The sequence below is a fragment of the Paractinoplanes ovalisporus genome (assembly GCF_016834655.1).
Taxonomy (GTDB): domain Bacteria; phylum Actinomycetota; class Actinomycetes; order Mycobacteriales; family Micromonosporaceae; genus Actinoplanes; species Actinoplanes ovalisporus.
Genome location: NZ_JAENHP010000003.1, coordinates 329,936 through 347,219 on the forward strand (window position 1 = coordinate 329,936; position 17,284 = coordinate 347,219).

Below are 17,284 nucleotides of genomic sequence, written 5' to 3' on the forward strand. Positions count from 1 at the left end.
GGCTTTCACGGACTGACCAGCGGCTCCAGCACGCCACGCCGGAAGTTGAACACCTTGGCGGGCGGATCCACGCGCTCCTCGCCGGCGGCGATGCGGTCGATCAGCGCGACGTCGACCTCGTCCTCCGGGCCCGGCATGGGCTCCCAGTCGTCCCAGGGCAGGGCCTCGACCGCGGCCCGGTCGCGGATCACGTTGCCGGCCACGAACCACAGCCCCGCCATGCCGGCCGGTGGGTGCCCGAACAGCTCCGGGTCCTTCTCGCCCGACCGCACCAGCCGCCACGCCTCGGGGCCGGGCAGGAACCGGTCGCGCGGCACGTCGAGCGGGTCGAAGTCGAGCTTCAGGGCCTCGCGCTGGAGGTCGTCGATCTGCGCGTCGACCAGGCGGCCGCCGACCTCGACCACCCAGTGGTCGTCGTAGCGGCCGGGCGTGAAGTAGGCGCCGAACCCGCACCGGGCACGGGCGTCGTGGCCGTGGGCGCGCAGCATCGCGACGGTCACGACGGTGAAGCTGCGGCACATCGTGGACACCCGGTCGGCGGGTTCCCGGGCCTCGGTCAGCGGGCGGTCCCCGGCGGCGTCGAGCAGATCTTCCGTACGGCGGAGGTTCGCGGTCTCCGGATCGGCCACCGTCACCCCGTACGACCCGGCCCAGGCCTCGTGGATCAGCAGGCCCTGGACCGTCCGCACGATCGACTCAACATCCCCCGGGAGCTCCGCCACCGCCGCCGCGTGCCGGCCGAGGTCGGTCATCACTGATGTCTTCATCCGTCCAGCTTGGGCGCTGACACCGTGTGAGGGTCAACCGTCGCGGCGGCGCATTTTCACCGTGTTGTCGGTGCGGTGATGCGCCACGCCGTCGATGACGTGCTCGCGGGGGTGTTCCTCGGCCAGCAGCACCTCCCAGCCGTCGCCCAGGTCGAGGCTCTTGACCACCTCGTCGGGGCCGGGCAGCGGCGGCATGTCGTCATGTTCGGGGCGGTGCACCGGCCCGGTGTCCATGTGCCCCTCGATCAGCAGCACTCCCCCGGGCGCGACCGCGGCCGCCGCCCGGCGCAGGATCGCCTCGCGGTCGAACTCGCCCCAGTGGTGCAGGAACTGCGCGCTGACCAGGTCGTACTCGCCGTCGGGGAACTCCGCCGACAGGTTGCGCTTCTGAAAGTCGATGGTGGTCACGCCATGTTCGGCCGTGTGCTGCCGCGCGCGTTCCAACGCCACCCCGGAGATGTCCACGGCGGTCACCTGCCACCCGCGGGCGGCCAGCCAGATCGCGTCGCCACCCTCGCCGCAGCCCAGATCGAGGGCGCGCCCGACCGGCAGGTCGCTGACCTCGCGGACCAGCACCACGTTCGGTTTGCCGCTCCAGATGTGGTGGCTCTCGGCGTACCGGGCGTCCCACGCTTGTTCGTCGCTCATGCCACCAGCCTGCGGCACCGAATGCCGACCCGCCTACTGACGTTGCTGAAACAGCAAAACGCTTCGGCCTCGGTGGGGAAAGTCCGACGCCGAGAGGTCAGCCCGCACGCTTGCGAGCGCGGCGCGCTGCGAGCTCGTCGCCCGCCGACGGCTCGGGGTCACTGCCCACCGGAACCGGACCACCCGCCGGCTCGGCCGGCAGGTTGGTGAGCGAGCCCTGGATCTCCTTGAAGGCGCCGCCGATGGCGATGCCGAACACGCCCTGACCGCCCTGCAGCAGGTCGACCACTTCCTCCGGGGAACGGCACTCGTAGACCGTCGTGCCGTCGGAGATCAGCGTGATGCCGGCCAGATCTTCCACGCCGCGCGAGCGCAGCGTCTCGATGGCCCGGCGGATGTTCTGCAGCGAGACCCCGGCGTCGAGCAGCCGCTTGACGACCTTGAGCACGACCAGGTCGCGGAACGAGTAGAGCCGCTGGGTGCCCGAGCCCGACGCGTCACGGATGCTGGGCACCACCAGCGTCGTGCGCGCCCAGTAGTCGAGCTGGCGGTAGCTGATGCCGACCGCCTGGCACGCCGTCACCCCGCGATAACCGACCGAGCCGTCCTCGCCGACGAGGGGACCCTGTTGTTCAAGGGGCTGCTCGTGCACGCGACCACCTCCCCGCTGCGCGGTGCCGCCGCTTCACCTGGACTTCACGAGCGTATATCTCAGGGCCCGCGGAAACAGCTAGGTAACGCGACGACACGCCGCGTCCGGAGGAGGCAGATGTCGATCTTTCCGGGGGTTTAGGCCCCGGCAAGCCGGTTCCATCCCGCTCAGCGGCTTCAATCCCGCTCAGCGCTCCGGCTCAGCGCTTCGGCCCGCTCCGGCTCAGCGCCCCGGCTCAGCCGGCGAAATCCTCCGGGCGGACCTGGTCGAGGAACTCGCGGAACTTCTCGACCTCGTCCTCCTGCTCGTCGGGGATGACGATGCCGGCCTCGGTCAGCACCTCGTCGGCGCAGCGGATCGGCGCGCCGACCCGCAGGGCCAGGGCGATCGAGTCGCTGGGCCGGGCCGAGACCCGCACCCCGTCGCCGATCAGCAGGTCGGCGTAGAAGACGTTGTCTTTCAGCTCGGTGATCTCAACCGCGGTCAGCGGCGCCTCGAGGGCGGCCAGGATGTCCCGCAGGAGATCGTGGGTCAGCGGACGGGCAGGCTTGACACCCTGCTGCTCGTACGCGATCGCGGTCGCCTCGACCGCACCGATCCAGATCGGCAGATACCGATCACCGTCAACTTCTCGCAGCAGGACGATCGGCTGGTTGCTCGGCAGCTCCACCCGAACTCCGACCACGCTCAGCTCGCGCACCGCCCGCCTCCGTGTCGTTGTCGCGCCGCCCCGCAACGGCTGCCCCTATCCTGCACGGTACACGCACGCCGTCCGGATCCCACGGCCGCCGCATACCCCTGAAAAGCCTAGGCGAATCCGCCCTAGCGTCCGAGTTCGCCGCGCAGTCCGGCCCGCACCAGAGCGGCGTGCAGACGTTGCGACAGGGCCTGCAGATCGCGGGCCGTCTCGTTCGCCCGCGCCCGGGCGGCCGGGTCGCTCTGCCGCACCAGGGGCGCCAAAAGCTGCGTGAACAGGCCGACCTCGCGATCCGAGGCGGCCCGGAAGCCGCGCAGATGGCGCAGCTCGAGACCGTACTTCGTGAGACCCACCACGGCCTCCACGATGATCACGGCGTCCCCGTCGTACCACCCCGGGGGACGCGCGGTGACCAGGCCCATGCGTTCGAGCTCGTCGAGAAGCTCCCCCGACGCGCCCGTGCGTTCCATCACATCCTCCCGGGGGACCCGGGAATCGGACGGATCGGCCGCCTTCTCGGCGCCCACCGCGACCAGAGCCGGGCGGCTGGGCGCCACCGGCTCCTCCTGCTCCATCCGGTCGAGCTGCTCGCGGATCACCCGCAAGGGAAGATATTGATCGCGTTGCGCGGTCAGCACGAACCGCAACCGTGCGACGTCGTTCCACGAGTACTTCCGGTACCCGGAGGCGGTGCGCTGGGGATCGACCAGCCCTTCCGCCTCCAGGAACCGCAACTTGGAGATCGTGGTGTCGGGGAACTCGGTGCGCAGATGGGCCAGCACCTCCCCGATGCTCATCAGCGCAGGCTCACGCCCGCCCTGAGGGCGCGAGGCCCCCGGGTCGCGTGCGGCCGCCCCCGACGAATTCACTCCTAGCTGCCCTCACCCTCGGGCCGCGGACCGGCGATGAACACCAGCCGGAACTTGCCGATCTGGACCTCGTCACCGTTGCTGAGCGTGGCCGCCTCGACCCGCTCCCGGTTGACGTAGGTGCCGTTCAGCGAGCCCACGTCGCGCACGGTGAAAGTGCCGCCGTCACGGTGGAACTCGGCGTGGCGGCGCGACACGGTCACGTCGTCGAGGAAGATGTCGCTGTCGGGGTGCCGGCCACTGGTCGTCACGTCGTGGTCGAGCAGGAACCGTGCGCCCGCGTTGGGGCCCCGGCGGACCACCAGCAGCGCCATCCCGGGCGGGAGCGAGCCCGACATGCGGCTCGGCACCACGTCGGTGTCGGGACCCTCGAGCACCTCGTCGAGGGCGCCGAGGTTCAGCGTGGACGTGACGTCGAGTGGGGGGAACTCGTCGTCTGGGCGCGTCATCGGACCACCTCACGGATCAGTTGGTCGTGGCGTGCGGCAAAGGTCTCCCCCGGCCGCGCCGTAAGGCTTGGACGCACGACTATCGGTTTCAAAGGAATAACAACTGTTGTGCTCCGCAACCCTAGTCAGGGCCAATATCGCGGGGCAACCGGACGCGCTGAGCTTCGCTCAGCTCTCCGTCAAAGCTTTGTATGCCGCGGCGTCGAGCAGCTGCGAAACCGCCCCGGCGTCGGCCGGCGCGATCTCGACCAGCCAGCCCGCCGCGTAGGGCTCCGCGTTGATCAGTTCGGGTTCGTCGGCCAGCGTCGCGTTCTTCGACACCACCGTGCCCGCGATGGGCGCGTAGATCTCCGAGACGCTCTTGGTGGACTCGATCTCGCCGAGCGAGTCACCCGCCGCGACCTCGGTGCCCTCGTCGGGCAGCTGCACGAAGACGATGTCGCCGAGCGCGTCCTGCGCGTAGTGGGTGATGCCCACCCGCACCGGACCGCTACCGTCGCCGGCCACCCACTCGTGCTCAGCGGTGTACCGCAGGTCCTCAGGAATCACGCGTTCTCTCTCCCGTTTCCACGATTCCCCGGCGTCCCTTTCAGGAGGCCGGCCGTGCGTATTGCAATGTCGTGGCACCGCGTACCGCGGTCACTTCGACCAGGGTCCGTTGTTCCAATGTCACGCTACCGCCGCCGCTGTTCACCGACGCCACCACCCCGCCCGGGATCTGCAGCGCCGTCTGCATCACCGAGGGCTGCCCGATCACGGTCAGCGTGAACGGTCCGCTGAGCCGCTGACTGTCGGCGATGATGCCCCCGCCCTCGGCGTCCACGAAATAGCTCGACGCCACGATCCGTACGGCCTCGCCCCCCGAACCGGTGATCTGCATGACCTCACCACCGGCGCCGCGCAGCTCCTGCACGGCGTTGAGGATCGCGCTCGCCTTGACCCCGTCCAGCACGATCCGCAGTCCCGGCCCTCGCGCGGGCAGGGTGCCGGACAGCAGGCCCAGCTCGTCGGCGCGTTTCTGGGCCTCGGCCAGGGCCGCCTGCCGCCCGGCGACACCCGAGGTCAACTGGCGCTGGCTCGTCTCGAGCGCGCTGATCTCGCTCTGCAGACGGCTGTCACGCGCCTCGAGGTCGCTCAGGATGCGCACCAGGTCCTCCTGGCGGGCCGAGGCCAGGCCCTCGTCGCTGTCGTTGCTCTTGAGCTGCACCACCAGCGTGAACCCGAACAGCGCGAGCAGCACCAGGATCAGCACGCCGGCCGAGCTGGGACGGTTGTGCAGCAGACCACGGCGGGCGGTGGGTGGCGGTGGCTGGTCCGCTTGCGCTTCCTTTTCCCGTACGGGTTCAGGCGGCGCTGCCCCGGTTTCCGGCCTCTCGGACGGCGGGTCCGGGGGCTGCGCGGCTTCGGGCTGAGCCGGCGTGGGCTGCGCCTCGGGGGGCTGAGCCTTCTTGGGCTGCGGCGTCAGGACCCGCGTCGCTTCCCCCGGATCCACCGGCCCGGGCTCTGCCTTTTCCGGCTGCGTCTGTTTGGGCTGCGTCTGTTTGGGCTGCGGCGTCAGGACCCGCGTCGCTTCCCCGGGATCCACCGGCTCGGGCTGTGCCGTTTGCGGCAGTGTCGCTGAATCGGGTGACGACGGCAGGGACAGCCGGCGGGTCGGGCCCTCGAGCTCGACCGTCGACAGGTCCACCGGGCGGCGCTTCGGCTGCTCCAGCGTCGGGCCCTCGTCCTCGGTGGGCGGCGGCTTGCGACCGGCCGTCGGCATGCCGGGCTCGGGCGTGTTGTCGTCGGTGGTCATCGCGTCTCTACCCCGATCACGCCCGGAACAGGTGCCGGCGGATCGCCGCCACATTGCCGAAGATGCGCACCCCGAGCACCACCACCACGCCGGTGGACAGCTGCGTGCCCACCCCGAGCTGGTCGCCGAGGTAGACGATCAGGGCGGCCACCAGCACGTTCGAGATGAACGAGACGACGAACTGCTTGTCGTCGAAGATGCCGTCGAGCCGGGCCCGCACCCCGCCGAACACCGCGTCCAGCGCCGCCACCACCGCGATCGGCAGATAGGGCTGCAGGGCCACCGGCACGGTGGGGTCGAAGAAGATGCCCAGGGCGACCCCGGCGATCAGGGCAAGTACGGCGATCATCGGCCGCCTTCCGACGATGAGCGGGACTCGGCCGGGGTGGGGGCCGAGGAGGACAGGGTCGAGGGTGCGGGCGGCGGCGTGGACGGCTGGGCGACCCGCAACTTCAGTTCGGTCGCCGCTTCGAGCGTCACGTTCTCGACGTCACGCGCGTCGAACGACATGCCGTACTTACCGGCCAGCTGGTCGAAGAACCGGCCCGCGTAGCCGGCACGGAAATCCTGGGCGAGGTCGTCGGGGCCGATCGCCACCACCTCGTACGGGGTCGTGACCGGTCGCAGATCGACCAGGATCGCCTCGCCGGCCTGCCGGATCGTCGAGGTCGCGGTCAGCCGCTGCCCGTTGATCGCGATCGCCTCGGCCCCCAGCGACCACAACGCGTTCGCGGCGAGCTGCAGGTCGGAGTCCTTGACCCGGGCCACCGTGTTGCGTTCCCCGGTGACCGGGTCGATCGGGGTCGGGCCGTCGCCCACGGTGACCTTCGCCCCGGAACCGGTCACCCGGGCCAGGCCGGTCGCGGCCTCGGTGTCACGCAGCCGCTGGATCTCGTCGCCGCTGAGACCCTCCTCCCGCAGGGCGGACACCTCGTCAGCCAGCTCGTCGGCGTGTTCCTGCAGGTGGGCCGTGGTCTCGCGGCGCTTCTGGACCTGGTCGATCAGCTCGGCCCGGGCCGTCGTGCGGGCCGGCTCGTCGGCGACCGTCTGCTTGTAGGCCAGCACCAGCAGGAAGCCCAGCGCGACCAGAGTGACCGCCAGGACACCGCTGGAGATCGCCTTGCGGGCACCCGTGGGCTCGCCTTCGCGCTGCTTGCGGGCGGCGGCGTCGGCGTAGCCGGGGTCGAGCGGATTGCGGAACAGCTCGGTGAGGAAGTCGGGCTGGAAGGTCCGCTTCTTCGGTTCCTCGGTCATCGCGGAGCCGTCCGCGCGGCCCGCAGCAGCTGCGTGGTCTGCGCGAGATAGAGGACGGCGGCGGCCCAGTAGAGCCCGAGCGCCCACCACGCGAGACCCCAGCCCAGCGGCCCGGCCCACGAGTCGATCGACGGCACGGCCCGGGCCAGCAGGATCACCGGGAACGCCGCGAGCAGCACGAACGTGCCGGTCTTGCCCACGTAGTGCACCGGCGGCGGGCCGTAGCCGTGGCGGCGCAGCACCAGCAGCGCGATGCCCAGCACCAGTTCACGCAGCAGCAGGGCGCCGGTCAGCCAATAGGGAACCACGCCCCGCACGGTGAAGCCGATCAGCGTGGCCAGGATGTAGAGCCGGTCGGCGAACGGGTCGAGCAGCTCACCGAGGCGGCTGACCGAGTTCATGCGCCGGGCCACGAACCCGTCGACCCAGTCGGTGGTGCCGCCGATCGCGAGCACGATCACCGCCGCCACGTCGTGCTGCGGGCCCAGCAGAAGATAGAGGAACAGCGGGACGCCGAGCAGCCGGATGAAGCTGATGACGTTGGGAATCGTCCAGATCCGGTTGGACGGGGCAGCAACGGACGACGCAGGCTGCTGCGACATCGCGACTTCCTCTCCCCCTCCGGCGCCGGGAGATCCCCCGGCCGAACCACCGGCGACCGGCACGGCTCTGCCCGGATGCATGCGTCCCCCGACGCCCGGACCCCCCACCGGCCACTCGCCGAGCAACTATAACGAGCTTCAGAATCTCCGTCGCGGACCCGTCACGTGTCGCACTTCGTGTCCGCCATCCTAGGAACCTAGTTCTGTCGGTCGCACACCGGGGTGGACTGGTCGCTGAGAGCCCCCGTTCGGAAAGTCGGACATCGGCTGTCAGGTATTTCCGCGAGAGTCCATCGCATGGCAGAACAACCATTGGCAGGCAAAGTGGCTCTCGTGGCGGGGGCCACCCGCGGCGCGGGGCGGCAGATCGCGGTTCAGCTCGGGGCGGCGGGCGCGACCGTCTATGCGACCGGGCGCAGCACGCGCGCAAAGCGTTCGGAGATGGACCGGCCGGAGACGATCGAGGAGACCGGCGACCTCGTCACCGCGGCCGGCGGCACGGGGATCGCGGTGGCCGTCGACCACCTCGTTCCGGAGCAGGTCGCGGGGCTGGTCGAGCGCATCGACCGCGAGCAGGGGCGGCTCGACGTGCTGGTCAACGACGTGTGGGGCGGTGACCCACTGGCGACCTGGCACAAGCCGGTCTGGGAGCAGTCGCTCGACAACGGGTTCCGGCTGCTGCGGCTGGCCATCGACACCCACATCACCACCGCCCACTTCGCGATGCCGCTGCTCATCCGCAACCCGGGCGGGCTCGTGGTCGAGATGGGTGATGGCACGACCGCCTACAACGAGGACAACTACCGGCTGTCGGTCTTCTACGATCTGGCCAAGGTGAGCGTGAACCGGCTCGCCTTCGCCTGGGCGCAGGAGCTGAAGGAGCACGGCGGCACCTCGGTGGCGCTGACCCCGGGCTGGCTGCGCTCCGAGATGATGCTGGACCACTTCGGCGTGACCGAGCAGAACTGGCTCGACGGCGCGGCCAAGGAACCCCACTTCGCCATCTCGGAATCACCCGCGTACGTGGGACGGGCCGTCGCCGCCCTCGCCGCCGACCCGGACAAGGCCCGCTGGAACGGCAAGTCGACCTCGAGCGGCGACCTGGCCCAGGTGTACGGGTTCACCGACCTCGACGGCAGCCGGCCAGACGCGTGGCGTTACCTGGTCGAGGTGCAGGACCCGGGCAAACCCGCGGACGTGGCCGGCTACCGGTGACCCTGGCTCCGTCGCGTGTGACTGACATAGCCAGGATGACCGGCTACCGATAGAGAGCGGCTGTTCTCCCAGCGGCCTCGGCGAGGCGCGCGCGGAGCGGCCCGGGTTCGATCACTTCGACCTCGGGGCCGAGCCGCAGCATGTAGGAGTAGGCGACTTCGACGGACTCGACGCGCAGCCGGGTCCGGACCCACCCGTCCGGATCCGGCGGCTCGGCCTGCTCCAGGGCTTCGTCCAGGGCCACCGCCTCGGCCACGAACCGCAGCTCACGCAGACCGGTCGGGCTCAGCCGGATGACGATCGTCTCGCGCAGCATCTGCCGCACGAACTCGACCGCACGCTGCGCCCAGAAATCGGCCAGATCAAACCCGTTTTCCCGTACGAACGTCAGCCCCGTCGCCTGGACACCGGTGATCCGGTCGGCACGGTAGGTGCGCAGGCTCTCCCCCACTTTGCCGACGAGATACCAGACGGCGTTCTTGAGGACCAGCCCGTACGGCTCGACGGTGCGCGACACCTCGTCGTGCCGCTGGTAGGTCATCGTCAGTTCCTCGTCGTGCCACACGGCCCGGGCGAGTTCGGCCAGCACGGGCGGCGTCTCCGCCTCCTTGAACCAGCCCGGCGCGTCGAGGTGGAACCGGTCACCGGCCCGTTCCGACGCTTCCTGCAGCCCCGGCGGCAGCGCGGCCAGAATCTTGAGCCGGGCCGTGCCGGCGGCTTCGGTCATGCCCATCTCGCGGGCCGGCCCGGGCAGCCCGGCCAGGAACAACGCCTCGGCCTCGGCCCGCGACAGCCCGGTCAGCCGCGTGCGGTAGCCGTCAACCAGCCGATATCCCCCGACGCGCCCCTGCTCGGCATAGACCGGCACTCCGGCCGCCGACAGCGCGACGACGTCGCGGTAGACCGTGCGCTCGGAGACTTCGAGCTCAGCCGCCAGCTCAGCGGCCGTCATCGTCCCGCGCGCCTGCAACAACAGCACAAGATTGATGAGCCGGGCCGCACGCACCTCCGCATTGTGCCCGCTCCCCGGGCACAGCCACTCTCCCGGGCCCGGCTCCGGGCGTCACGCTTCGAGCCCACCCTGGGCAGCCAGCTCTTGGGCGCAACCACCCGCTCAGAGCACGTCGCGCGGACCCGCCTCCAGCCGCGACCACCCCACCAGCGCCGGGCCGGGCGAGCTCTTAGGGGCGCAACCACTCACCCAGCGGCGGCCGAGCCGGATTTTGCCTTTGGGCGCAACCATTTACGCAGGTCGCCCGGGTGGGCTGAGCGTTCTGGGCGCGCCAGCGCCCTGCTCGGCCCGCCCGGGCCCTCGGCGGGAGCGACGGTCCGTCACCCACCACCCCGCTACGACATCCGGCTCTTGATCTCGCTCTTGATCTCGCTCTTGATCTCGCTCTTGATCTCGCTCTTGATCTCGCTCTTGATCTCGCTCTTGATCTCGCTCTTGATCTCGCTCTTGATCTCGCTCTTGATCTCGCTCTCGCGCCTACCGTCTTCCTCGGCGGGCTCGGACGTAATCGCTGACCACGTAGCTTCCCAGTTCGTCGGCGTCCGGGCTGAAGACCCGGCCGCCGTTTCGTTCGGCCACCGCGGCTACGAAGCGTTGCAGACCCGGATCCTCGCCCAGCATGAAGAAGTTGAGCGTGGCCCCATAACGAGTCAGGTGATCAACCTCGTGGATGGTGGCGCGGATCGTCTCGGGCAAGGGCGGCCACCAAAACATGGACTCGCCGTCCTCCAGATGCGCGGTCGGCTCGCCGTCGGTCACCACCAGCACGACCGGTTCGGCGCCGGGGTGACGCCGCAGGTGCCGGCCGGCCAGGGCAAGAGCGTGCTGCAGGTTCGTGCCCTTGGCCATGTCCGGTTCGATCGCGGCCAGCTGCCCCTGCGACAGGGTCGACGCATAGGGGCCGAAGCCGATGATCTGCAGCGAGTCTTGCGGGAACTGGGTCTCGACCAGGTGCGACAGCGCCAGCGCGGTCTGTTTCATCGGGCCCCAGCGCCCGTCGGCGAACATCGAATAGGACAGGTCGACCAGCAGCGCGACCGCGGCCGACGCCCGCCGCTCGGTCTCGGCCACCTCGAAGTCGTCGGGTTCGAGGCGTACGGGAAGCACACCGACCCCGCCGCCCGAGGCCCGGCGCCGCACCGCGTTGCCGATCGTGCGGACCACGTCGAGGGGCTGCTCGTCGCCGAACTCCCAGCGCCGCGACGACCCGATCAGGTCACCGGCCGCCCCGGCGTCGCGCAGGTCGTGCTGACCTTGCTTGCGGCCGGCCAGCTCGTCGAAGACCTGTGCCAGGGCCGTACGCCCGAGCCGGCGCAGAGCCTTGGGTGACAGGGTCAGCCCTTCGGCGTCGCGCGTCACCCAGCCCTGGCGGGTCAGTTCGCGTTCCAGTTCGCGCAGGCGCCGGACGTCGTCGGCCGCGCCCCGGCCCAGCTGCCGCTCGACCATCTCGACGTCCACGTCGTCGAGCGTGGCCCCCGGATGTTCCTGGCCCAGCTGGTCGAGCAGCTCGTCCAGCTCACCGATCTCGCCCAGGGCGGCCGCCGCGTCACCGTAGCCGAGGTCTTCGGGGCCGCGCATGCGCTCGCCACGACCCCAGTTGAGCTGGGGCCGGAGCGCGCGCAGGTTGTCGGTGAGCTCCCCCAGCTGGGCCCGCAGCGGGCCGTTGCCGAGGGCCTGGTCCATGAGCCGGGACAGCTCTTCCTGCTGCTGCGGGCTGAGCGACCGCATGAGCCGCTCGGCCGCGGCCGCCCGCCGGGCCAGGGAGTCGATCAGCTCCTCGACGTCGGCCGGGTTCTCCGGGAAGAATTGCCCGTGCTTGGCCATGAACTGCTGGAACGCGTCGTCGGTGTCCTCGCCCCGGGCGTGCTTCTCGAGCAGGTCGTTGAGGTCGGCCACCATCTCGTTGACGCCGTCGAAGTTGCCCTGTTCGAGGGCCTGTTTCATGCCCGCGAACCGCTGCTCGACCACCTCGTGCCGCAGGTTGTCGAGGATCTGCTGGTAGAGCTGCCGGGCCTCGTCGGAGGCCCAGTCGTATTGCGACAGCTCCTCGACCGCCCGCGACGTGGACCGGGGCAGGTTGTCGAGCACCGCCTCGGCGAAGCGGGACTCGTCGTCGTCGCGGCGGCGCAGCTCGTCGCGCTCGGCGGCCACGGCCTGGTCGAGCAGCTGCTGGGCCCGGGTGACGGCGCCGTCGAGGTTTCCCCGGCGCAGCGCTTCCCGGCGCATCCGGCGGGCGCGGTCGCGCAGCTCGTCGAGCCCGCGACCGGCCCGGGGACCGCGGCGGATCAGGTCGCGCAGCACGTCGCGGAGGTTGTCACCCTCCAGCACCCGCTCGCCGACCTCGTCGACGGCGGCGCGTACGTCGTACGGCGGGGCGAGCGGGTCGGGCCCGTCCCGCCAGGCGCCGTAACGGAACCTGTTTCCGGCCATGTCAGCTCCCGTAGAGGGTGCGGCCGTCGTCGGTGAGCTCCTTGGCCAGCCGGCGTGTGAGGTGCAGCCCCTCGAGCACGAACTCGATGCCGGACGCGGCCTGCCCCGGACTCGGCGCGTCGCCCAGGCCGAGCCGGTCGAGCACCTTGGCCAGGCCGGGCACGGTACCGATCTGACCCAGCAGCTCGTCGGCGCTGACCAGGTCACCGGTCTCGATGATGGCGCCCTCGGCGACCAGCTCGGTGAAGCCGGACAGGTCGAGCCCGCCCAGCCGGTCGCGGAACGTCTCGGCGGTGGCGACCCGCAGCAGGTGGGCCAGCACCTCGGTCTCGCGGCCCTCCTCGCCGCTCTCGAACTCGACCTTCCCTCGCAGGGTCGAGGTCACCGACGCGGTGTCGCAGACGCGGGCCACGGCCTCACGTTCCTGCCGCAGGCCGCTGCGCCGCAGGGCACTGGCGGCCACGGTCTCGGCGGCGGCGATCGCGAACCGGGCCGAGATGCCGGAGCGGGCGTCGACCGACGGCGACTCGCGGACCGCGCGGGTGTAGCGGGCCAGCACGTCGAGCAGATGGTCGGGCACGGACGCGACCAGCTCGGCCTCCTGCCGGATCAGCGCCGTCTCCAGGGCCAGATCGACCGGATAGTGCGTACGGATCTCGGCCCCGAACCGGTCTTTGAGCGGCGTGATGATGCGGCCGCGGTTCGTGTAGTCCTCCGGGTTGGCCGAGGCCACGAGCAGCAGGTCGAGCGGCAGCCGGAGCTGGTAGCCGCGGACCTGGATGTCCCGTTCCTCGAGCACGTTGAGCAGCGACACCTGGATGCGCTCGGCCAGGTCGGGCAGCTCGTTGACGGCGAAAATGCCCCGGTTGGTGCGCGGCACGAGCCCGAAGTGAATCGTGTCGGGGTCGCCCAGCGCGCGCCCCTCGGCCACCTTGATCGGGTCGACGTCGCCGATCAGGTCGCCGACGCTGGTGTCGGGGGTGGCGAGCTTCTCGCCGTAGCGCTCGGAACGGTGCAGCCACGAGATCGGCAGCAGGTCACCGGTCTCTGCAGTGAGCCGCCGGCTGGCCGGAGTCAGCGGGTGGTAGGGGTGTTCGTGCAGCTCGGAGCCGGTGATGACCGGCGTCCACTCGTCGAGCAGGCCGATCAGCCCGCGGATGAGCCGGGTCTTGCCCTGGCCGCGCTCACCGAGCAGGACCATGTCGTGGCCGGCCAGCAGGGCCCGCTCGACCTCGGGCAGCACGGTGTCGTCGTAGCCCACGATGCCCGGGAAGCGGGGCCCGCCGTCACGCAGGCGGTCGAGCAGGTTGTCGCGCAGTTCCTGCTTCACGGTCTTGAACTCGTGCCCGGAGGCCCGAAGCTCGCCCAGGGTGCGCGGAAGGTCGGATGGGGGTGTGATCGCGGTTGGTGCATCTGTCACCGCAAGAACGCTACTCCGCCGTTGTGACAGTTGGCCGCCCCTCGGGCTGGCGGGGGCGGCCGCGGCACGGCAGTCTTGCCGGCATGGCGACGATCGAGCGGTATGCGGCCTTCACCGACGACCCCGCGGGTGGCAACCCGGCCGGGGTGGTGCGCGACGCCAGTGACCTGGACGACGCGGCGATGGTGAAGATCGCGGCCGACCTGGGCTATTCGGAGACCGCGTTCATCACGGACGACCGGGGCGACGGGCACTACCGGGTGCGCTATTTCAGCCCGCTGGCCGAGGTGCCGTTCTGCGGTCACGCCACGGTCGCCACGGCGGTCGCGCTCGGGCCGGGTGAGCACCACTTCACGACCAACGCGGGCGAGGTGCCGGTGACCGTCGACGAAGCGGGGCGGGCCACCCTCACCAGCGTGCCGGCCAAGGTCGAGGAGCTGCCGACGCCGGTCCTCGACGTCCTGCTCGGCAACTTGGGATGGTCCGCGGACGACCTCGATCCCGCCCTCCCCACACGGATCGCGTTCGCCGGCGCCAACCACCCGGTGCTCGCGGCCCGCACGCGGCAACGCCTGGCCGACCTCGACTACAACTTCGAGGGGCTCAAGGAGCTGATGGAGTGGCACGGCTGGACGACCATCCAGCTGATCTTCCGGACGGGGGAAACGACCTTCGACGTCCGCAACCCGTTCCCGGTCGGGGGCGTGGTGGAAGACCCGGCGACCGGGGCCGCGGCGGCCGCGCTGGGCGGCTATCTGCACGCGCTCGACCTGGTGCCCGAGGCCGTGACGCTCGAGCTGCGGCAGGGCGACGACATGGGCCGGTCGAGCCGGATCACGGTCGGTCTGCGGCCGGGCGACCCGAGGGTGCGGGTCAGCGGCAACGCGGTGCCGATCACGGCCTAGAGTTGGCAGGCGATGAGCGCCACCCTGATTGCCCGTGAACTCGCCGCTGGGCACGGCGACCGCGTCCTGTTCTCCGCCCTTGACCTGGTGGTCGCGCCGGGTGATGTTGTTGGCCTGGTCGGGGTCAACGGGGCGGGCAAGACGACCCTTCTGCGTACGCTCGCGGGGCTCGTGCCCGTGGAGAGCGGAACCGTCTCGATCAGTCCGCCCACCGCGAACGTCGGCTATCTGCCTCAGGAGCGGGAGCGCCGCGAGGGCGAGACCGTCCGCGACTTCCTGGCCCGGCGCACCGGTGTCGGGCCGGCCCAGCAGGCCCTCGATCTCGCGACCGAGCGGCTTACCGCGGGGGCGAAGGGCGCCGACGACGAATACGCGGTCGCGCTGGAGCGCTGGCTCGACCTGGGCGGCGCCGACCTCGACGAGCGGGCCGAGCAGGTGGCGGCCGAACTCGACCTGACCGTCGGGCTCGACCACCCGATGACCGCGCTCTCGGGCGGGCAGGCGGCGCGCGCCGGCATGGCGTCGCTGCTGCTGAGCCGGTACGACGTGTTCCTGCTGGACGAGCCCACCAACGACCTCGACCTGGACGGGCTGCGCCGCCTCGAGGAGTTCGTGGGCGGGCTGCGCGCGGGGACGCTGCTGGTCAGCCACGACCGCGAGTTCCTCACCCGTACGGTGACGAAGGTCCTCGAACTGGATCTCGCGCAGCAGCAGGTGCGGCTGTACGGGGGTGGCTACGCCTCCTATCTGGAGGAGCGCGACCGGGCGCGGCGGCAGGCCCGGGAGGACTACGAACAGTACGCCGACAAGAAGGACGACCTGCTCGAACGCGCCCGCACGCAGCGGGCGTGGATGGAGAAGGGCGTCAAGAACGCGCGTCGCAAGTCGCCCGACAACGACAAGATCGGTAAGGCGTACCGGGCCGAGTCCAGTGAGAAGCAGGCGGCCAAGGCGCGGCAGACCGAGAAGATGATCGAGCGTCTCGAGGTGGTCGAGGAGCCGCGCAAGGAGTGGGAACTCCGGATGGAGATCGCCGCCGCGCCTCGCTCGGGGTCGGTGGTGGCGACCCTGCGCGACGCGGTCGTGCGGCGCGGAGACTTCCAGCTCGGGCCGGTCACCCTGCAGATCGACTGGGCCGACCGGGTCGCGATCACGGGGGCCAACGGGTCCGGCAAGTCGACGCTGCTCGCGGCGCTGCTGGGCCGGCTTCCGCTCGACGAGGGGGCGGCCCATCTCGGGTCGGGTGTGGTCGTGGGCGAGATCGACCAGGCGCGCGGGCTGTTTTTGGGTGACAAGCCGTTGATGGCCGCGTTCGGCGAGGCGGTGCCCGAACTCAGCGACGCCGACGTGCGGACGTTGCTGGCGAAGTTCGGGCTGCGGGCGGCGCACGTGCCCCGGCCGGCCGAGAGCCTGTCACCGGGTGAGCGCACCCGCGCGGCCCTGGCGTTGCTGCAGGCCCGGGGCGTGAACCTCCTCGTGCTGGACGAGCCGACCAACCACCTCGACCTGGCGGCGATCGAGCAGCTGGAGTCGGCGCTGGCCTCGTACGCGGGAACGCTTCTGCTGGTCACCCACGACCGGCGCATGCTGGAGGCGGTCACGACCACGCGGCACCTGGAAGTCGCCGACGGAAAAGTCACGGGCTGAGGGGTCGGCCAAGACCGCACGACACCCGGAAGTCGCGGACGAAAAAAGGTCACAGGCTGACGGGGTCGACCAGGTCCACTGTGGCCAGGATGCCGGTCAGGCCGATCGCGGGCCAGGCGACGATCAGGTCGAGGACGGGCGCGGCGGGACGTTCGATCAGGTATTCGGTGCTGGCCTGGAAACTGTGCTCGTCGCCGCTGGCCTCGCTCTCGTGCGGGTCGAGGCGGATCGCGTCGCGGTCGTTCAGCACGGCCAGGCCGGCGCCCCACGGGCCGGGGCGGGCCTGCCCACCGATGCGGGCCAGGCTGTCGACGGCCAGGGCCAGGATGCGGTCGACGGCGGTGACGCGGGTCAGCACCACCACGCCGTCCCGTTCGCGGGCCAGCACCCGCGGGGCCGCGCACAGCCGGCCGGTCTCGATCCGGGGCGCGTCGAGGCGGCCGTCGGCGGGCCGATGCCGTACGTGGGAAGGAACCGGCGCCATCACCACGGGCGCCTGCCAGATCGACGCCGCGGCCCGCTCGACCACGGGACGCGACGGGAGCGGCAGCAGGGCCGTGAACTCCGGGAAGCCGATCTCGGGCCAGGCCAGCAGCAGGCAGACCTCGTCGTAGTGCGCGGGGAAGTACACGCGCGTGCGCCACATCACGCCGTCCGAGGCGACCGAGCCGTATTCCCAGTGAGCGCGTCCCGACGGGTCGAGCCAGCCCACCCGCAGATCGACCCCTTCGTCGTACGGGGGAAGCAGCACCCGGGGTGAGCGGGGCGCGGGCACGCCCCGGCGGGCGATGAGCTCGACGTCGAGACCCGACGGACGCGACGTGATCTGGACGACGCCCACGCTCAGCACCGGGTCGTCGACCAGCAGCCCGCCCCGGTGGGCCGGCACCCCCACGGTCTCGTCGGGCGGCATGGGCCACAC

Annotated in this window: 18 protein-coding genes; 3 read left to right on the forward strand and 15 right to left on the reverse strand. The window is 71.0% G+C overall.

All coding sequences use genetic code 11. The annotated features are described in order from the left end of the window. Positions 1-5: 5 nt before the first annotated feature. The 11 genes from JIG36_RS11740 to clsA all read right to left on the reverse strand — a co-directional run bounded on the left by JIG36_RS11740 (position 6) and on the right by clsA (position 7,733). On the reverse strand, positions 6-767 hold the full coding sequence (locus JIG36_RS11740) for a transglutaminase domain-containing protein (RefSeq protein ID WP_203376134.1): 762 nt from the start codon (positions 765-767) through the stop codon (positions 6-8). 33 nt (positions 768-800) lie between these two features. After that, complete coding sequence (locus JIG36_RS11745) at positions 801-1,415, reverse strand: class I SAM-dependent methyltransferase (protein ID WP_203376135.1); 615 nt, start codon at positions 1,413-1,415, stop codon at positions 801-803. Between the two features lie 97 nt (positions 1,416-1,512). Beyond that, positions 1,513-2,067: a MerR family transcriptional regulator gene (locus tag JIG36_RS11750; protein WP_203376136.1), complete on the reverse strand. Its 555-nt coding sequence runs from the start codon at positions 2,065-2,067 to the stop codon at positions 1,513-1,515. A 235-nt stretch (positions 2,068-2,302) separates the two neighbouring features. Further along, positions 2,303-2,767 (reverse strand): bifunctional nuclease family protein, encoded by a 465-nt coding sequence (locus JIG36_RS11755; protein WP_203376137.1) that lies wholly within the window; start codon positions 2,765-2,767, stop codon positions 2,303-2,305. Between the two features lie 122 nt (positions 2,768-2,889). Further along, positions 2,890-3,561, reverse strand: coding sequence for a transcriptional regulator FtsR (gene ftsR, locus JIG36_RS11760; RefSeq protein ID WP_236046652.1), 672 nt, complete (start codon positions 3,559-3,561; stop codon positions 2,890-2,892). A gap of 74 nt (positions 3,562-3,635) precedes the next feature. Further along, entirely contained in the window at positions 3,636-4,082 is a 447-nt protein-coding gene (gene odhI, locus JIG36_RS11765; RefSeq protein WP_202994510.1) for an oxoglutarate dehydrogenase inhibitor Odhl, read from the reverse strand. A gap of 168 nt (positions 4,083-4,250) precedes the next feature. After that, positions 4,251-4,631 carry a glycine cleavage system protein GcvH gene (gene gcvH / locus JIG36_RS11770; RefSeq protein ID WP_203376139.1) on the reverse strand — a complete coding sequence of 127 codons (381 nt, stop codon included), beginning with the start codon at positions 4,629-4,631 and terminating at the stop codon, positions 4,251-4,253. A gap of 40 nt (positions 4,632-4,671) precedes the next feature. After that, the gene (locus tag JIG36_RS54025) at positions 4,672-5,877 is read right to left on the reverse strand and encodes a DUF881 domain-containing protein (RefSeq protein WP_307872679.1); all 1,206 of its coding nucleotides are present in this window, start codon (positions 5,875-5,877) and stop codon (positions 4,672-4,674) included. Between the two features lie 16 nt (positions 5,878-5,893). After that, positions 5,894-6,226: a small basic family protein gene (locus tag JIG36_RS11780; RefSeq protein WP_203376140.1), complete on the reverse strand. Its 333-nt coding sequence runs from the start codon at positions 6,224-6,226 to the stop codon at positions 5,894-5,896. After that, a complete protein-coding gene (locus tag JIG36_RS11785) occupies positions 6,223-7,131 on the reverse strand; it encodes a DUF881 domain-containing protein (RefSeq protein ID WP_203376141.1) in 909 nt (302 codons plus the stop codon). The genes JIG36_RS11780 and JIG36_RS11785 overlap by 4 nt, the downstream gene beginning before the upstream one ends. Further along, positions 7,128-7,733: a cardiolipin synthase ClsA gene (gene clsA / locus JIG36_RS11790; RefSeq protein ID WP_203376142.1), complete on the reverse strand. Its 606-nt coding sequence runs from the start codon at positions 7,731-7,733 to the stop codon at positions 7,128-7,130. Before clsA ends, JIG36_RS11785 begins: the two co-directional genes overlap by 4 nt. A 297-nt stretch (positions 7,734-8,030) precedes the next feature. Between clsA and JIG36_RS11795 the strand changes: the two genes are divergently transcribed. Continuing rightward, positions 8,031-8,948 (forward strand): SDR family oxidoreductase, encoded by a 918-nt coding sequence (locus JIG36_RS11795; RefSeq protein ID WP_203376143.1) that lies wholly within the window; start codon positions 8,031-8,033, stop codon positions 8,946-8,948. 43 nt (positions 8,949-8,991) lie between these two features. On the opposite strand, the gene JIG36_RS11800 is transcribed toward JIG36_RS11795, so the two are convergent. The 3 genes from JIG36_RS11800 to JIG36_RS11810 all read right to left on the reverse strand — a co-directional run bounded on the left by JIG36_RS11800 (position 8,992) and on the right by JIG36_RS11810 (position 13,810). Then, the gene (locus JIG36_RS11800) at positions 8,992-9,954 is read right to left on the reverse strand and encodes a helix-turn-helix transcriptional regulator (RefSeq protein ID WP_203376144.1); all 963 of its coding nucleotides are present in this window, start codon (positions 9,952-9,954) and stop codon (positions 8,992-8,994) included. A gap of 483 nt (positions 9,955-10,437) precedes the next feature. Beyond that, complete coding sequence (locus JIG36_RS11805) at positions 10,438-12,390, reverse strand: vWA domain-containing protein (RefSeq protein ID WP_203376145.1); 1,953 nt, start codon at positions 12,388-12,390, stop codon at positions 10,438-10,440. 1 nt (position 12,391) lies between these two features. Then, positions 12,392-13,810, reverse strand: coding sequence for a sigma 54-interacting transcriptional regulator (locus JIG36_RS11810; RefSeq protein ID WP_203376146.1), 1,419 nt, complete (start codon positions 13,808-13,810; stop codon positions 12,392-12,394). 83 nt (positions 13,811-13,893) lie between these two features. On the opposite strand from JIG36_RS11810, the gene JIG36_RS11815 reads away from it, so the two are divergent. Then, positions 13,894-14,715, forward strand: a complete 822-nt coding sequence (locus JIG36_RS11815) for a PhzF family phenazine biosynthesis protein (protein WP_203376147.1) — start codon at positions 13,894-13,896, stop codon at positions 14,713-14,715. 12 nt (positions 14,716-14,727) lie between these two features. After that, complete coding sequence (locus JIG36_RS11820) at positions 14,728-16,362, forward strand: ABC-F family ATP-binding cassette domain-containing protein (protein ID WP_203376148.1); 1,635 nt, start codon at positions 14,728-14,730, stop codon at positions 16,360-16,362. A gap of 49 nt (positions 16,363-16,411) precedes the next feature. Here the strand turns inward: JIG36_RS11820 and JIG36_RS11825 are convergent, their stop codons facing one another. Beyond that, a complete protein-coding gene (locus JIG36_RS11825) occupies positions 16,412-17,275 on the reverse strand; it encodes a hypothetical protein (protein ID WP_203376149.1) in 864 nt (287 codons plus the stop codon). Positions 17,276-17,284: the final 9 nt, after the last annotated feature.

Coding starts and splice junctions, on each gene's coding strand:
- JIG36_RS11825 (WP_203376149.1), bottom strand. CDS start 17,275: ATGCCGCCCGACGAGACCGTGGGGGTGCCGGCCCACCGGGGCGGGCTG.
- JIG36_RS11795 (WP_203376143.1), top strand. CDS start 8,031: ATGGCAGAACAACCATTGGCAGGCAAAGTGGCTCTCGTGGCGGGGGCC.
- ftsR (WP_236046652.1), bottom strand. CDS start 3,561: ATGAGCATCGGGGAGGTGCTGGCCCATCTGCGCACCGAGTTCCCCGAC.
- clsA (WP_203376142.1), bottom strand. CDS start 7,733: ATGTCGCAGCAGCCTGCGTCGTCCGTTGCTGCCCCGTCCAACCGGATC.
- JIG36_RS54025 (WP_307872679.1), bottom strand. CDS start 5,877: ATGACCACCGACGACAACACGCCCGAGCCCGGCATGCCGACGGCCGGT.
- JIG36_RS11740 (WP_203376134.1), bottom strand. CDS start 767: ATGAAGACATCAGTGATGACCGACCTCGGCCGGCACGCGGCGGCGGTG.
- JIG36_RS11805 (WP_203376145.1), bottom strand. CDS start 12,390: ATGGCCGGAAACAGGTTCCGTTACGGCGCCTGGCGGGACGGGCCCGAC.
- JIG36_RS11785 (WP_203376141.1), bottom strand. CDS start 7,131: ATGACCGAGGAACCGAAGAAGCGGACCTTCCAGCCCGACTTCCTCACC.
- odhI (WP_202994510.1), bottom strand. CDS start 4,082: ATGACGCGCCCAGACGACGAGTTCCCCCCACTCGACGTCACGTCCACG.
- JIG36_RS11815 (WP_203376147.1), top strand. CDS start 13,894: ATGGCGACGATCGAGCGGTATGCGGCCTTCACCGACGACCCCGCGGGT.
- JIG36_RS11745 (WP_203376135.1), bottom strand. CDS start 1,415: ATGAGCGACGAACAAGCGTGGGACGCCCGGTACGCCGAGAGCCACCAC.
- JIG36_RS11780 (WP_203376140.1), bottom strand. CDS start 6,226: ATGATCGCCGTACTTGCCCTGATCGCCGGGGTCGCCCTGGGCATCTTC.
- JIG36_RS11820 (WP_203376148.1), top strand. CDS start 14,728: ATGAGCGCCACCCTGATTGCCCGTGAACTCGCCGCTGGGCACGGCGAC.